Genomic DNA, 15,471 nt, shown 5'->3' with positions numbered 1-15,471 from the left:
CCTATTCACTCTCCCCATCTAACGTTTCACGAATGGATCTGACCAAACTACGAACACCAGCAACTCCCTCATTCGTAAGTTTTTCAAGAATGGCACTACCAACAATAACAGCATCAGCATAGTGAGCTGCAGCAGAGGCTCCTTGAGAATTGCCAATTCCAAAGCCAATTGCCATAGGTATTTGACTGACCTGACGAGCGGTCTCTATTACGGCGCCAATCTGATCATAATTATTATGCTGACCGCCTGTTACGCCAGTATTGGAAACACAATATAAGAAACCTTCGGCCTTTTGTGCAATGCATTTGATCCTATCTACTGTCGATGTTGGCGCAATAAGCCCAATAAGAGGAATACCTTGCCTCGTACAAATATCTTCTAATAAACCTGCCTCTTCAAGAGGTAAATCAGGTACAATAAGCCCATCGATTCCCGCTTTAACAAAATCAGCAATAAACTTTTCTTTTCCATACCCTAATATACTATTGACATAGGTCATTACCACTAATGGAATACTAGAGGTTTTACGTATTTGGGCAACTAATTCTATGGACTTTGCAGTAGTTGCACCCGCTTTTAAGGCTAAGGTAGCGGCATGTTGAATCACGGGTCCATCGGCAATGGGATCAGAAAAAGGAATGCCAATTTCAATCACATCTGCCCCTTCTGCTTCCATCGCCAAAACAGTTTCTAATGTTGTGGCATAATCAGGGTAACCAGCTGTTAGATAGACAATGAGCCCTTTGCGTCCTGACTCTTTTAATCCTTGCAATTTTGCTGACAAATTTGACATTATAATCCCCCCATTACTTTTATTGCCATATCTACATCTTTGTCACCACGACCAGAAAGACAAACAATTACCGTTTCATCCACTTGCGTCTTCGGCATAATTTCTTCTAAATATGCAAGTGCATGAGAACTTTCCAAAGCTGGAATAATCCCTTCTATACGAGCCAGGCGTTTGAAAGCTTCTAATGCCTCCTCATCCGTAACTGCTTTATATTCAACAATTCCATTATCCCTAAAAAAGGAATGTTCAGGACCAACACCAGGATAATCAAGACCAGCAGATATGGAGTACGGTTCAATGATCTGCCCATCATCGTCTTGCAATAAATAACTAAATGCCCCGTGCAACACACCCGGTCGCCCTTTCGTTAAAGATGCCGCATGCTCATTGGTAGTGATGCCCTTACCCGCCGCCTCTACACCAATTTTGATAATCTCTTTGTCATTGCGAAAGGAAAAAAACATTCCCATAGCATTGCTGCCTCCACCGACGCAAGCAACAATATACTTTAATTTTTCTATATTACATTTCATAACTTGTGCTTTTACTTCTTCACCAATGATCTTTTGGAAATCCCGTACAATCATAGGATAAGGATGAGGTCCTACGACGGAGCCAATAATGTAATGAGTATCCTCTACATTCGTAACCCAGTAACGAATGGCTTCACTTGTGGCATCCTTTAACGTACCAGTACCACTCGTCACGGGTATTACCTCGGTTCCCAAGAGTCGCATACGAAATACATTCAACGCCTGCCGTTCTATATCTTCTTTTCCCATATACACGCGACATTCTAGACCAAAGAGAGCTGCAACAGTAGCGCAAGCTACACCATGCTGTCCGGCACCCGTCTCAGCCACAATTTTCTTTTTCCCCATACGACGAGCTAACAGTGCCTGCCCAATGGCGTTATTGATTTTATGAGCTCCTGTATGCAGTAAATCTTCCCGTTTTAAGTAGATTTTCCCCCGTCCATAATGTGCTGTCAAATTCTTTGCAAAATATAAGGTAGTGGGACGACCTGCATACTCCTGTAAATAAAAGTGCAGTTCCTCCTGAAAAGATGTATCATTCTTTAATAATTCATAACGTTCTTCCAGTTCAATCAAAGCTGGCATCACCGTCTCTGGTACAAATCGACCACCAAATCCTCCAAATTTCCCATTTTTATCAGGCATATTCTATTCCTCCTTATTATTTCAGCTGCATCGCTGCCCTTGGCATAATGCCATTTCCTGTGTCATCGTACCAATATCATGAGCACAAACCAATCCTTCTCCTACCAATATTCCTTTTACTCCTGCCTCTTGCAGTCTTTTAGCATCTTCTTGATTTTTGATGCCGCTTTCACTAATTAGTACAATCTTCGAAGAGCAATAAGGCATTAAAGCAAACGTATTACTAATGTCAGTAGTAAAGGTCTTCAAATCGCGATTATTAATCCCCACTAACACCGCTGAAGTCTTTTGCACCCGCAGGAGTTCCTCCAATGTATGAACCTCGACCAAGCAATCCAAACCAAGCATAGCTGCAACCTCTAGATACTCGTTCATCTCTTCATCGCTTAACACTGCTGCAATCAGCAATATGGCATCTGCCCCTGCCCATCTGGATTCATAAATCTGGTATGCATCAATAATAAAATCTTTGCGTAAAATGGGCAAAGGAGTAACAGCCTTGACCATTTTGATATTCTCCAGCTTCCCTTTAAAATGTTTATCTGTGTGTACCGAAAGAGCTGTTGCTCCATTTGCCGTATAGATCTGAGCTAATTCACATTCCGTATATGCAGTACACAGCTCTCCTTTAGCCGGGGAAGCCAACTTACATTCTGCGATAAGTGCCCATGGCTTTTCTTTAATCCCTTTACAGAAACGAAAATCTCCTCTTATAATATCCTTCTCAAATTGGCTAAGAGGTCTCTCCCTCTTTTGTATCGCTACCTCTCGGCGCTTTTTCGTTACAATTTCATTTAGCATTCCCTTTGCCTCCTTCTGCCTTCGCGAGCGGCAATCATAAATTCTTGGATTTTTTTTATATCTTTCTTCCCATTGGTTTCGACACCTCCTGAAACATCTATCCCATTAGGAGATAATAGAGAAATGGCTGTTCCAACATTTTCAGGAGTAAGGCCGCCAGCTACCATCACTGGGGTATGACTCTGAGAAGTAAAATCCTGCAGCGACTGCCAATCAAAAGTGATTCCCGTTCCGCCATATTGCCCAGGGATAAAGCTATCTAAAAGAATCCAATCAGCAAGATACTCCTTACTCCTTTCTAGATTAAAACCAGGAGCTACCCGGAATGCTTTAATAACGGGCCTACCAACAAGCTGGCAATACTCTGAAGTCTCTTCGCCATGCAGCTGAACATAGTCTAACTGACAATACTCTGCAATCTTTTGTACTTCCTGAAGAGGCGCGTTAACAAAAACACCAACCTTGCCGATTCCTTTCACTTCTTGCCCAATTTGATGAGCCTTTTCTACATCGATGCGTCGCTTACTTTCTGCAAACACAAAGCCAATCAAATCAGCTCCCAGATCTTTTGCCTCTTGCGCTATTTCTACAGATGTGATGCCACAGATTTTTATGATAATATCAATTCCTCCTTATATTCCTGGCTAAAGCGCCTTACCTCTTCTAATTTAGAATAGGCAGCTCCATCGTCAATGCTCTTTGCCGCAATATTCAATCCCTCTTTTATGCTCTCTGCCTTACCAGCGACTACCAGGGCAGCAGCAGCATTTAACAAAACGATATCACGTTTTGGACCTAGCAGCTTCCCTTGGAAAATATCCAATATAAATTTCCCATTTTCCTCCGGTGTACCACCACGGTACCCCTCTAAACCACCACCACTAAATCCGTAGACAGCAGGATCCATCGTATAGGTTCGAGTTTCTTGACCATTAACTTCTGTTATCTGTGTCAGTGCAGTAGTGGATATTTCATCCAGACCATCCAAACCATGCACTACCATGGCCCGCTTTATGCCTAACATGGCAAGTGCCTCCGCCAATTTCCGAGTTAAAGACGGCTCATATACACCGATTAATTGATAATTAGCCTCTGCAGGATTGGTTAATGGTCCCAGCATATTAAAAACAGTTCGAAATCCTAATTCTTTGCGTGGTTTCGCAGCATATTTCATCGCTTTATGAAAAGCAGGAGCATACAAAAAACCAACTTTCGTCATTTCAATGGATTTACTTACTCCTTGAGGTGGCAGATTCATTGAAACCCCCAGAGCGTTAAGAACGTCTGCACTGCCACAAGAACTCGATAAACCATGATTGCCATGTTTAGCTACAACAAGCCCAGCACCTGCTACCACAAAAGCTACCGCTGTAGATACATTGAAGGTACCTGTTTTATCCCCGCCCGTACCACAGGTATCAATCATTTCCCTGCTGCTAAATTGTACCTTTAATGAATGATTGCGCATGGTCTGAGCAAAACCAGCAATTTCATCAATAGTTTCACCCTTTATCCGTAAAGCTGTAATAAAAGCACCAATTTGTGCCTCAGTCCCGCCCCCAGACATAATGATATCCATGGACAATTGTGCATCTTCTCGCGATAAATTTACCCCTGCTACCACCTGAGCCAAAAACTCCTTGAACATAGCCATTCCTCCTTATCAATTAACCTATATATAATAAAAAAAACCATTCCACCCCCTGAAAGGGGCGAAATGATTCGCGATACCACCCTAATTTAGAAAGCTAATGCTTTCCCTCTACTCAGGTACGAGATACTACATCTGATACCCTAGCCCAATAACGGGGGCAACCGACTCATCCTACTGACGTATTGCGTTCAGTGAGCAGCTCACAGGCCCATTCCATAGACTCTTTGGGTCGGTCATCACACCTCCAGTTGCCTGGTCACCGACTCGCTGATCCAAAGTTCGTATATGTACTTCTCCTGCTCATAGCGGATTACACATTCTATTAAGGCACATTTTATTCAAATTTTGCTATGCTGTCAAGAGTTTTTTTTATTTTTGTTTTTTTCTACTATACAAATGTTTTTATTCTATAATTAATATGTAACATTTATCTATTTTATTTTTAATTTAAAACTATTACTTGACACTTTTCAATACTTTGATATAATGGAAAACAGTTACTGGAAAATCAATTATTATCGGAGGATGTTTTTTATGACACATCTAACCTATAAAGCCATCGAACAAAAACAATATTTTTACTTTTTTGGTTGGAGCTACTTTTTTAGCTTCGACTTTTTCGGATGGGAAAAAGTGAATATATGGTTTTTCAATGAGCATTATAGATGGAAATGTCAACTAACAGCAATCCGATAAGGACAATTTATTTCCACCATCTCTACAAGACTCATTTGAGTCTTATTTTTTTTACCCGATGGCTAACCGCTCTAAAACTCTCATCATTCTACAAGCAGAAGTTAGTCGCGCTTATCCATCACCAAAGATCCAATTTTAAGTTATAAAAGTAAAATAATAGGGGGTATTTATTATGGTTATCGTATTACATCCGTCTGTAACAAAAAAGCAAATTGAAGAGTTAAAGGCAGAACTAGAAAAAGGTGGCTGCAGTGCTTGGCCTACGTATGGGGAATTTCAGACGATTATAGGCGTAGTTGGCAGCACTCATAAACTTGATAAAGATAAGCTGGCAAGTAAAAACTATGTAGAAAAAGTATTATCTGTACAGGAACCTTATAAGAAGGCCAATCGAGTCTTTCATCCAGAAGATACAGTCATTCCAATTGGAAATCAAACCATCGGCGGTAATAAATTAACAATTATTGCTGGTCCTTGCTCGGTTGAAAGCGAGAGTCAAATTTTGTCTGTAGCGAATCAAGTCAAAGCAGCAGGTGCCGGCTTCTTGCGTGGCGGAGCTTACAAACCAAGAACATCACCTTATAGTTTCCAGGGCTTAAAAGAAGAAGGACTGGAATTATTGAAAATTGCCAGAGCAGAAACAGGGCTGCCAATTGTCTCTGAGATTATGTCCGTAAGCAAACTGGATAAATTCGTTGAAGATGTTGATATTATTCAAATTGGTGCAAGAAATATGCAAAACTTTGACCTGTTGAAAGCAGTAGGACAAACTAATAAACCAATTTTATTAAAACGAGGATTAAGTGCTACCATTGAAGAATTACTTATGTCAGCAGAGTATATTATGGCTGAAGGTAACGACAATGTTATTTTATGCGAAAGAGGCATTCGCACTTTTGAAACCTATACCCGTAATACTCTAGACTTGAGTGCTGTACTCGCTATAAAGAAATTAAGCCATCTTCCTGTTATTATTGATCCTAGTCATGCTGCGGGGAAATGGTGGATGGTCGAGGCCCTTTCAAAGGCATCCATTGCCGTCGGTGCTGATGGATTGATTATTGAAGTACACAACGATCCTGCCAATGCAAGCTGTGATGGACCACAATCCATTACACCTGAACGTTTCGCCTCATTGATGGGTTCCTTAGCGCAGATTGCTAAAATTGAAAATCGCACGATCTAATTTTACACTTCAGGAGGTTAACAAATGAGTGGCTCATGGGGTAAAAAGGTTCAGTATACTATTTTTGGCGAAAGTCACGGAAAGGGGATCGGTATTACCATTGACGGATTACCGCCCGGTTTCGCAATTGACTTAGCTGAAGTAACTCGGGAGCTAGAGCGTCGCGCCCCTGGGAAAAGTCCCTTATCAACAGCACGCAATGAAAAAGACGCATTTACGATTTGGAGTGGCTTTTTAAATGGCAAAACAACAGGAAGCCCACTATGTTCCATCATCGAAAATAAAGATCAAAGATCTGCTGATTATGAATCCTTAGCATGGAAATTTCGTCCTGGACATGCGGATTATACTGGCTCTATAAAATACAATCACTTTAATGACTTACGAGGCGGTGGACACTTCTCCGGCCGCCTCACGGCCCCTCTCGTATTCGCCGGTGCGATTGTTAAGCAGCTTTTGAGGCAACAAAACATTCATATTGGTTCTCATATCCAGCGTATCGCTTCTATTTCAGAATCTCAATTTGATGCGGTTACAATTGACCAGACAATACTAGAACAATTAAAAACAAAATCATTCCCTGTACTTGACCCTGCTGTGGGCGAATCAATGCAACAATGCATTCTCTCAGCCAAGACTGCGGGAGACTCTGTCGGCGGTATCATTGAAGCAACTGTCATACATCTGCCGGCCGGCCTAGGTGATCCTTTCTTTGATTCCCTAGAAAGCACACTGGCACATCTGTTATTTTCTATCCCTGCCGTTAAAGGTGTAGAATTCGGTGCTGGATTTGCTTTTGCCCAGATGCGCGGCAGCGAGGCCAATGATGCGATGTATAGCAAAGACAATGTGGTTGTGACCTCCACCAATCACAATGGAGGAATCTTAGGAGGAATCTCCAATGGCATGCCTCTTATTTTTCGTGTAGCCATAAAACCAACCCCCTCAATTTCTTTAGAACAGAGTACTGTGAATGCAAAGGGTGAAAATGTCTCTATTACGGTGGAAGGTCGTCATGATCCTTGTATTGTCCATCGTGCGATACCTGTTATCGAAGCTGCAGCTGCAATGGCTATTTGGGATGTATTATAGGCGACTTAAATTTAAAATCCTTTGGATTTTTTGAAATCACAAAAATCAGCGTCTAGGTATTTACCTTAGACGCTGATTTTTAATTTTAAATTTGCGATTTCATCATATCTAATAATTTAAAAAAATTTGTCAGAAATGCCTAATTGCTCACTATCCTGGCTTTTTATAATTACTTTTAGAATCTGGTCTGCTGCAGAATGTAATGACAGCCCGTTGGTAATTCGATAATGACAATGTCCCTCATATAAATGCTTTCTCTGTTCGTATAAGCTATAAATCCTCTTTACATTATCTGCTAGCAACGGACGAGCTGCAACGTCAATCGTTTCTATTATCATTTCGATTGGTCGGTCAATATAAAAGATAGTACCTTTTTGCTGTAATACAGCTATATTCTCAGGACGAGTCACTACACCACCTCCAGTAGCAATAACAATTGGTTTCTTGCTGCTAACTTCACGAACTGCATTACTTTCAATCTGACGAAAATGTGACTCTCCTAATAAAAAAAGCTCAGAAATAGTCTTATTCTCTTTTTTCTGTATATACTGGTCAATATCATAGAAATCAAGCTCTAATCGTTCTGCAATAATCGCACCTAGAGACGTCTTACCACTACCTGGCATACCAATCAACACAATATTATTATGAAATTTCATTACAATACACCGCCTACTATTTTTTATGTTCTCCCTTGTGTGCCGCAGCAGATTGTGTCTTTGGGGTTCATAATTCCTTATGTTTTTCCACTTATAAAATTTGTAAATCACAATACCATAAAACAAAAAAAATAAGACTCTAATGAGTCTTATTTTTTATCACAAAACAGTCATCTGTTTACCTGCTCGTGTTTAAGTTCTCATTTAACAGCCTATTCATTTGATACATCCCAAAATAGCCAGCGCTATAAAAATAACCCCAACTAAAAAAACTAAAATATTGATTTTGAAATCTCTTAGTTAAGAATGTAATCATTATAAGCCTCCGCTCAACATAATACTGTTTTTATTATACCAAATAAACAACAATTGTCAAGTATCTATCAAAATACAATGATGGTATTAATAAATTGTTATCATTGTGTTAATATAAAAACATAAACGTCCTTTTGCAATGCACTTATTCTAAGGCTAGAGATGTACAATAATTTTCATCTAAAAGATCGCTGCTTTTTATTAAACTACAACAAATAAAAAACTTCTTAATAAGCACATTGTACATTGACCTATACATTGTGTTTATTAAGAAGTTATTACACCTAAAGCTAATTGCGTTCTTGGGACTGAGCGATTATCTCTACTAAGCGTTAGCCATTCCTTTAACGATTCTTTATTTTAGTCATTCTTCCTCTATCACACCACCCATTAGTCTTGAATCGTTATGATCTTACCTACATCCCCATGGATTTTTTTACAATGTAGAACACTGTATTTAAATCTTCGATTGGCACTTGCCCTGGTGCAGAGCTACTTTGACCTACTGCAAAACTAACGGTCGAGCCAAAAACTCCTCCAAACATGCGAGTTACGGCACCAAGCCCTCCCATTGACATGCTAATTACAGGAATTTTCAACTTATTTTTTGCTTCTAAGGTTACACTCAATAGCGTAAGAACATCTTCTAATGTTTTTGGCATAACTGCCACTTTTGCAACATCAGCACCATATTGTTCTGCTTGTTTGAACTTTTGTTCTAAGCTTTCTTTACTTGGCGTGCAATTAAAATTATGAAAGGATGCAATTACTTTCGTGCTATTTTCTCGCGCTACTTTGCATAACTGCTGAAAGTGTTCTGGCAGATTGCTCAATTCACAATCCACATATTCTACACTTGTATTCGTGCAGATGGCTGCATTTAGTTCAATAGCTTCACTATCTGACAGCGGAATAGTTTGACCGCCTTCCCGAGTAGAACGAATCGTGAAGATGATCGGTAAATCGCCCGCAATCCCTTTGATTTTATTCGCTAAGGTAACTACTTCATCAGTATTGGCAATACCTTCAAAGAAATCGGCACGCCATTCAATAATATCCGGTTTTTTTTCTAAAACATTTGCTAATTCAGCTAATACAATTTCTTGATTTCTTCCCACCAGTGGAGTACATATCAATGGCTGTGTTCCTTCCCCAATTACCTTACCCAATTTAAATTAGCCTCCCTTTATATGTTACTATCCCGACATTTCCTACCTAGCTTTATTCATATCAGTACTTTACTGCATTACTACTTTTCTAAAACCTTACTTCCCTTCTATGATCGCATCCTTGCCTTCAAAAAATAATCATAACGTTTATGCACTGCATTTGCAATATAGTAGTATCCATCATTTACATTTCAAGATATTCTTTCAATGTAAATGATCTTCCTAAATTTTATATTAAACGCAGCCTCTTTTCAATCGATAATTACAATCAAAATAATAAGAATCAACGATTAACATAACCTATTCTGGAAAATTCACAGCTGGTCTCCACTGTAATTGGAGACCAGCTGTGAATATCTAAATCATCCCTCTTGATCAGAATATTGGTCGTCTAATTACATCAATAATGGTTCCATCCCGATATTCTACAACTCCGACAATCTCATCGCTAAGCTGAATCGCCTCTGGTTTACCACACAGTTTGTAGGCAATATCCTTAAGTTCATGTATGGACATGATGGGAAGACCAGAATTTTTTAAATTATCAATGATGTCCAATCTTTTCGGATTGATAGCAATTCCTCGTTCCGTAACAATGGCATCCACTGTTTCTCCTGGCGTTACTACCGTCTGAACGGCATCTTTAACCATGGGCAAACGACCACGGAGCAGTGGCGCTACCACAATGGTTAGTTTAGCACCAGCAGCCGTGTCGCAGTGACCGCCGGAAGCACCCATAATCACTCCGTTTGAATCGGTAATCACATTGACATTAAAATCAACGTCAACTTCTGTCGCACTTAATATCACTGCGTCAAGATTATTGACAATCGCTCCGCTATTATGAGGGTTTGCATAATAAGACGCTGACATTTCTAAGTGATTACTGTTTTTCTTGATGGAATCAATGGCGGGAATGTCAAAACTCTGTACATCAAACATCATTTTGAATAAGCCTTCTTCCATCATTTCAGCAAAAACACCTGTCATGCCGCCAACTCCAAAGCTGCCGGTTATTCCTCTTTCGAGCATCTTTGTCTTGATAAACCGACCGACAGCCATGGAAGCACCGCCGCTGCCAAGCTGCATGGAAAAATCTTGCTGCAAGTAACCTGAATAGTCCATCACATCGGCAGCATATTTGGCAATGAGCAATTCTTTTGGGTCTTTCGTATAACGAAGGGCGCCTGAAGCGATCCCTGCTGGGTCACCAATACTGTCAACTACAACAATATAATCGACCTGGGTTTGAGGGATACTGATGGGAAACAGGGGATGAGGCATTAGATTATCGGTAATGGCTACGACTTGATCGGCATAGGCTGCATCTTGTATGGCATATCCTAGAGAACCACAAGCAGACTGACCTTGAATTCCGTTAATGTTGCCGTAGCGATCGCAGGCCGGAGCACCTAGGAAAGCCACATCAATGTGAATGGCTCCACTTTCAATGGCCTGCGCCCGACCGCCATGGGAACGGATATGCAATGGTTTTTTCAAATGGCCTTCTGTTAAGAACCGTCCCATTTTCCCTCTGGCGCCGCTTGTTTCAATTGCTGTAATTACACCCTGCTCGATATAAGGAATAAGTGCATCATTGACCGTGTTAAGTGAACTCGGGGAAAGGGTAATATCACGAATCCCCTTTTTCGCAATGGCTTCAACAACACGGTTTAAGATTCGATCTCCATTGCGAAAATGGTGATGAAAAGAAATGGTCATTCCGTCTTTAAGTCCTACTGCATCAATCGCAGTTTCAATGGAAGCTAAGAGTTTATCCGCACGTGGTAAGCATGTACTTAAAGCTGCTCCGGCAGTCCGTCCTACAGGTTTACGGGCAAAGGCACCGCCAAAGCCAGTCACCTTCCCTAGCCCAGGTATAAATTCAGGTATTTCTCTTCCGATGGAATTTTTCATTTTTATTTGCCTCCTTTCCCAGCAGTGGCTTTAGCATAAGCCAAGGTACGTTCTGCCCGTGCTACAATCGGCAGATCAATCATTTTTCCGTTTAGTGAGATAACTCCCGATTTTTTCTCAAGGGCTTCTTGGTAAGCAGCAAGAACTCTTTGGGCATGATCAATTTCTTTCGCCGTAGGTGCAAAGAAATCATGAACAACACTGACTTGGCGAGGGTTTACAACGGATTTACCATCAAAGCCCATTTCTTTAATGAGTTCGAGTTCCTTTTTAAATCCTTCTTCATCATTAATATCAGAGAAAACGGTATCAATACACTGAATGCCCGCTTCCCGAGCCGCCAGTACCAATTGTCCCCTGGCCGCCAGTAACTCCCGGCCCAATTTGCTGCGCGTGGTTTTTAAGTTGGCAATAAAATCTTCTGCCCCAATGGCTAATGCCACCATTCTTGGACTCGCTGATGCGATTTCATAGGCTAATCGTAAGCCTTTGGGAGTTTCAACAGCAGCCATCATTTTTATGGATCCCGCAGGAAATTTATTTTTTTGTTCTGCTTCGCTAATGAATTCATCAATTTGGCGAATTTCATCTGGCCCTTGGCACATCGGTAAACGAATGAGATCCGGTTTTGCTGGTAGGATTCGTTTTAGATCATCCCAGCCAAAGGGTGTGCTGATGTGATTAATTCTAACAGCTACTTCTGTACCATAATTGATTTCTGATATGGCTTGAAATACAAGATTTCTTGCGGAATCTTTCTCAGTAATTGCTACGGCATCTTCACAGTCTAGAATGATTGTATCAGCGCCATAAATGCCGGCGTTTAGGAGCATTCCTGGATTGTTACCAGGAACAAACATCATGCTTCTTCTCAGCTTTTCCATTGTATCCTCCTCACTCTCCTGCTCTTTGTAATGCGGTTATTACGCGGGCTTTTATTGTACAATCTAATGCGCCTCTGTCAGTAGCATTCACCTGTACATCATCAATTCCAAGGCTAACAAGTGTCGTAGTTATAAGATTGTTGATATGCTTTCCATATTGTTGCATTGTAGGACTGACTAGTTCCACTTGTATTCCGCTTCCTGCATCCCCAGGGATCAACCGAATAAGAATATCCGATGATTCTACCGTTCCAGCTTGAGCTGCTTTAAGTAATTTACTCATAAATACCCCCCATTTCTTTTTAATATAGTCAAATTGTAGATTCTAAGAAAATGATTAGGCTTAAGCCTAACTCTATCTTCGTTTACTATTACGGGCACGATTCTACCTTATGAACTAAAGAAACTAACATTAATTGATTCTTTTTTTAGATCGATCTATCAAAGCAATAGAAATAGTTCATTTTATCCGTTCCCCTTCGTATTACTCATCTGGGAAATTACTATTTCAAATTTCCAGATTAATTACTTTATTCTTATTATTTAAATTTTACATCAATTGCATTATCTATTCAATCGATAAATAAGATTTGATTTATATTAAGAAACTATTAATATAATCCTCCAAAAGCTAACTTCTGTCATGATTTATTATTTTGATGTCGCACTCTTTCATTGGTAAGATCTTCACAGCGTCCAGCTTTCAAAACGTGACTTTCTGCTTGATGATCAACCATTTGCTGGGCTGTACGTGCTGTGGCTATTGCTTTTAGCAAATCGACACGCGTATCGATCCCCATCTCATGAAGCATATGAACAACATCTTCTGTTGCAATATTCCCCGATGCTCCAGGAATATATGGGCAGCCACCTAGCCCGCCAAAAGCACCATCAAAAGTGGTAATACCTGCTTGAATGCCAGCCACGATATTGGACAAGGCCATATCGCGAGTATTATGGAAGTGCAATATCCATTTGACCTGTGGAAAATTCTCTACCATATACTTCCCAATCTCATATACTTGCCTGGGATTGCCCATGCCAGTGGCATCTGACAAGGACAATTCAGTAATCTCTAATTTTAGATACGCTCGCACTATTTTTTCGATTTGTTGCACTGGTATTTTACCTTCAAATGCACATCCCCAGGCAGAAGATAATGCCCCTGACACCTTTATATTATGTTTGGCGGCATACTCAACACATGGAATAAATCCTTCCATCATTTCCAGAGGAGTTTGATTGAAGTTGTTGATACAATGAGACTCACTGACAGATACAGTCAACTTCGCTTTGGTTAAGCCAGCTGCATGGGCACGTTCCAAACCCTTTAAATTTGGCACCAAAGCGCGATATTCTACTCCATCAACTCTTTTCATCCGCTGTACGACTTTTTCTGTATCGGCCATTTGAGGAATTGCCTTAGGATGCACGAAAGATCCTACTTCAATAACTTTGATGCCAGATGCAACTACCATATCGAGAAGCTCAAGCTTTTCTTCTACACTCAATATTTTTTTTTCATTTTGCAGTCCGTCCCGCAGCCCCACCTCGCAGATTGTTACTTTATCTGGCCATATCATATTTGATTGATTCATATGAATCATCCCCTCTCCTAATTTATCATATTTTAATTTAGTCTTCGTCTAACACGATCCGCTCTACCTTAGTAAGAACCAAAGTATACGCCAATATCCCCATTATAGACACGCAAGATACATATACAAGTGCCATATTGAAGCCGCCTGTGCCTTGTACAATAAAACCAACAACCATAGGAGATGTAGCACTGCCAATATTGGCAATAAAGTTGAGCAATCCGCCAGAGAGTCCAAGAAGATCTTTCGGCGCTATATCGGATAAAAGTGCGCCTGTAACGGTAGAAGCCATTGCTTGACCGAAAAATGCAATAGCCATACAAATAATAACACCATGAATGGAATCCATATAATTAGCTCCTAGAATAACGGTTGCAAGTAAGAATCCAGTAATAATTGGAACTTTGCGTGAAACTGTTTTTGAATATCCTTTGTCAGTCATCCAATCAGACCATTTTCCACCAAGCAAGGCACCACAAATAGCTACCAAGAAAGGAATCATGGCATAGTAGCCACCTTTTAAAATCGTAAGTCCCTTGCCGTTAATCAAATACGTTGGAAACCAAGTCATGAAGAAGAACAAAATAGTCATAATAGAAAAATGACCAATAAACATTCCAACTAATTTACGCTGACGGAACAATTTGCCGACTGTTTTCCAAGAAACAACATTGCCTGTAGCAACGCCACTGTTAACCAATGCGCCGCCTTCTTTGATATAATCCATCTCAGCTTTATTAATAATGTGACAGTCTTTTGGATCTCGATAGTTTAAATGCCAAATAATCGCAACCACTAAACCGAGTGCACCAGTAATAAAAAAGATCATTTTCCACCCATAAGTGACAAGTATCCAAGCAAGAACAGGTGTTAAAAATCCTAATGCAACATATTGCATAGAAGTATACATACCAACGGCCAAGGCTCTTTCGCGATCTGGAAACCATGCAGCAACACAACGAACATTGGTTGGGATAGTTGGTGCCTCAAAAATGCCAACCATAGTACGAGCACCGAGTAAAGCTGTTAAGGTGTTTGTAAAACCGATAGCAACGGTAGCAACAGACCAGCCAACAATTCCGATTGTAAACATGAGTCGTGGACCAATCTTGTCCAAAAGGGCACCAGCAAAGGGAATACAAAAAGCATAAGACCAGGCAAAAGCAGAAAATAAGATGCCCATTGTAGCAGGATCAAGCCCTAATTCTTTCTGCATAACTGGAGCGGCTACAGCAAGGTTACCTCTATCAAGATAATTTATAACCATTATCATCATGATGAGTGACAGCATGAACCAACGTACTTTCGTAGGTCTTACAGCTGTTAAAGTCGCAGATTTTAAATTGTTTTGCATGACAAACTCCCCTTTATCAATATTAGGATATATTAAAATATAAATTTCCGGCACTCAAATCATTCCTAGTCCATGCCTCTAATCACGTATTCGATTCCACTTCCTTATATGGGATATTATAACATTCTTGGATACCTCTTCGTGAATTTCTCACCTTGCCATTCGTTCATTT

Annotated in this window: 14 protein-coding genes and 1 other annotated feature; of the genes, 2 read left to right on the top strand and 12 right to left on the bottom strand. The window is 40.3% G+C overall.

Translation table 11 applies throughout. The annotated features are described in order from the left end of the window. Window position 1: 1 nt before the first annotated feature. From trpA to trpD, 5 genes are read right to left on the bottom strand one after another with little or no spacing between them, the layout of a single operon-like run. Window positions 2–793 carry a tryptophan synthase subunit alpha gene (gene trpA / locus JBW_RS09010; protein WP_007953117.1) on the bottom strand — a complete coding sequence of 264 codons (792 nt, stop codon included), beginning with the start codon at window positions 791–793 and terminating at the stop codon, window positions 2–4. Beyond that, on the bottom strand, window positions 793–1,974 hold the full coding sequence (trpB, locus tag JBW_RS09005) for a tryptophan synthase subunit beta (protein WP_007953116.1): 1,182 nt from the start codon (window positions 1,972–1,974) through the stop codon (window positions 793–795). The genes trpA and trpB overlap by 1 nt, the downstream gene beginning before the upstream one ends. Window positions 1,975–1,995: 21 nt before the next feature. Continuing rightward, on the bottom strand, window positions 1,996–2,775 hold the full coding sequence (gene trpC / locus JBW_RS09000; protein WP_007953115.1) for an indole-3-glycerol phosphate synthase TrpC: 780 nt from the start codon (window positions 2,773–2,775) through the stop codon (window positions 1,996–1,998). After that, entirely contained in the window at window positions 2,769–3,338 is a 570-nt protein-coding gene (locus JBW_RS08995; RefSeq protein WP_327078737.1) for a phosphoribosylanthranilate isomerase, read from the bottom strand. The genes trpC and JBW_RS08995 overlap by 7 nt, the downstream gene beginning before the upstream one ends. Before the next feature lie 47 nt (window positions 3,339–3,385). After that, window positions 3,386–4,423 (bottom strand): anthranilate phosphoribosyltransferase, encoded by a 1,038-nt coding sequence (gene trpD, locus JBW_RS08990; RefSeq protein ID WP_007953113.1) that lies wholly within the window; start codon window positions 4,421–4,423, stop codon window positions 3,386–3,388. Between the two features lie 57 nt (window positions 4,424–4,480). Continuing rightward, window positions 4,481–4,742, bottom strand: a binding site (T-box leader). Window positions 4,743–5,297: 555 nt separating this feature from the next. Between trpD and aroF the strand changes: the two genes are divergently transcribed. Further along, window positions 5,298–6,311: a 3-deoxy-7-phosphoheptulonate synthase gene (gene aroF / locus JBW_RS08985; RefSeq protein WP_007953112.1), complete on the top strand. Its 1,014-nt coding sequence runs from the start codon at window positions 5,298–5,300 to the stop codon at window positions 6,309–6,311. A 24-nt stretch (window positions 6,312–6,335) separates the two neighbouring features. Continuing rightward, window positions 6,336–7,403 (top strand): chorismate synthase, encoded by a 1,068-nt coding sequence (gene aroC, locus JBW_RS08980; RefSeq protein WP_007953109.1) that lies wholly within the window; start codon window positions 6,336–6,338, stop codon window positions 7,401–7,403. A 116-nt stretch (window positions 7,404–7,519) separates the two neighbouring features. Here the strand turns inward: aroC and JBW_RS08975 are convergent, their stop codons facing one another. From JBW_RS08975 to JBW_RS08945, 7 genes are all read right to left on the bottom strand, one after another. Continuing rightward, a complete protein-coding gene (locus JBW_RS08975; protein WP_007953107.1) occupies window positions 7,520–8,062 on the bottom strand; it encodes a shikimate kinase in 543 nt (180 codons plus the stop codon). A 731-nt stretch (window positions 8,063–8,793) separates the two neighbouring features. Further along, a complete protein-coding gene (aroD, locus tag JBW_RS08970; RefSeq protein WP_007953103.1) occupies window positions 8,794–9,546 on the bottom strand; it encodes a type I 3-dehydroquinate dehydratase in 753 nt (250 codons plus the stop codon). 375 nt (window positions 9,547–9,921) lie between these two features. Then, complete coding sequence (gene citF, locus JBW_RS08965) at window positions 9,922–11,463, bottom strand: citrate lyase subunit alpha (protein WP_045820609.1); 1,542 nt, start codon at window positions 11,461–11,463, stop codon at window positions 9,922–9,924. Window positions 11,464–11,465: 2 nt separating this feature from the next. Continuing rightward, on the bottom strand, window positions 11,466–12,347 hold the full coding sequence (locus JBW_RS08960) for an aldolase/citrate lyase family protein (RefSeq protein ID WP_045820608.1): 882 nt from the start codon (window positions 12,345–12,347) through the stop codon (window positions 11,466–11,468). Between the two features lie 10 nt (window positions 12,348–12,357). Then, window positions 12,358–12,630 carry a citrate lyase acyl carrier protein gene (gene citD / locus JBW_RS08955; RefSeq protein ID WP_007952651.1) on the bottom strand — a complete coding sequence of 91 codons (273 nt, stop codon included), beginning with the start codon at window positions 12,628–12,630 and terminating at the stop codon, window positions 12,358–12,360. 358 nt (window positions 12,631–12,988) lie between these two features. Beyond that, entirely contained in the window at window positions 12,989–13,945 is a 957-nt protein-coding gene (locus tag JBW_RS08950; RefSeq protein ID WP_235334171.1) for a hydroxymethylglutaryl-CoA lyase, read from the bottom strand. 37 nt (window positions 13,946–13,982) lie between these two features. Then, window positions 13,983–15,299, bottom strand: a complete 1,317-nt coding sequence (locus JBW_RS08945; protein WP_036680065.1) for an MFS transporter — start codon at window positions 15,297–15,299, stop codon at window positions 13,983–13,985. Between the last annotated feature and the right edge of the window lie 172 nt (window positions 15,300–15,471).

It is taken from the genome of Pelosinus fermentans JBW45 (genome assembly GCF_000271665.2).
GTDB lineage: Bacteria > Bacillota > Negativicutes > DSM-13327 > DSM-13327 > Pelosinus > Pelosinus baikalensis.
The sequence above is the reverse complement of the archived record's forward strand: the minus strand, read 5'-3'. Positions and strand labels throughout refer to the sequence as shown.

Coding starts and splice junctions, on each gene's coding strand:
- JBW_RS08945 (WP_036680065.1), bottom strand. CDS start 15,299: ATGCAAAACAATTTAAAATCTGCGACTTTAACAGCTGTAAGACCTACG.
- aroF (WP_007953112.1), top strand. CDS start 5,298: ATGGTTATCGTATTACATCCGTCTGTAACAAAAAAGCAAATTGAAGAG.
- trpA (WP_007953117.1), bottom strand. CDS start 793: ATGTCAAATTTGTCAGCAAAATTGCAAGGATTAAAAGAGTCAGGACGC.
- JBW_RS08960 (WP_045820608.1), bottom strand. CDS start 12,347: ATGGAAAAGCTGAGAAGAAGCATGATGTTTGTTCCTGGTAACAATCCA.
- trpD (WP_007953113.1), bottom strand. CDS start 4,423: ATGTTCAAGGAGTTTTTGGCTCAGGTGGTAGCAGGGGTAAATTTATCG.
- citD (WP_007952651.1), bottom strand. CDS start 12,630: ATGAGTAAATTACTTAAAGCAGCTCAAGCTGGAACGGTAGAATCATCG.
- JBW_RS08950 (WP_235334171.1), bottom strand. CDS start 13,945: ATGAATCAATCAAATATGATATGGCCAGATAAAGTAACAATCTGCGAG.
- trpC (WP_007953115.1), bottom strand. CDS start 2,775: ATGCTAAATGAAATTGTAACGAAAAAGCGCCGAGAGGTAGCGATACAA.
- aroC (WP_007953109.1), top strand. CDS start 6,336: ATGAGTGGCTCATGGGGTAAAAAGGTTCAGTATACTATTTTTGGCGAA.
- JBW_RS08975 (WP_007953107.1), bottom strand. CDS start 8,062: ATGAAATTTCATAATAATATTGTGTTGATTGGTATGCCAGGTAGTGGT.
- citF (WP_045820609.1), bottom strand. CDS start 11,463: ATGAAAAATTCCATCGGAAGAGAAATACCTGAATTTATACCTGGGCTA.
- trpB (WP_007953116.1), bottom strand. CDS start 1,974: ATGCCTGATAAAAATGGGAAATTTGGAGGATTTGGTGGTCGATTTGTA.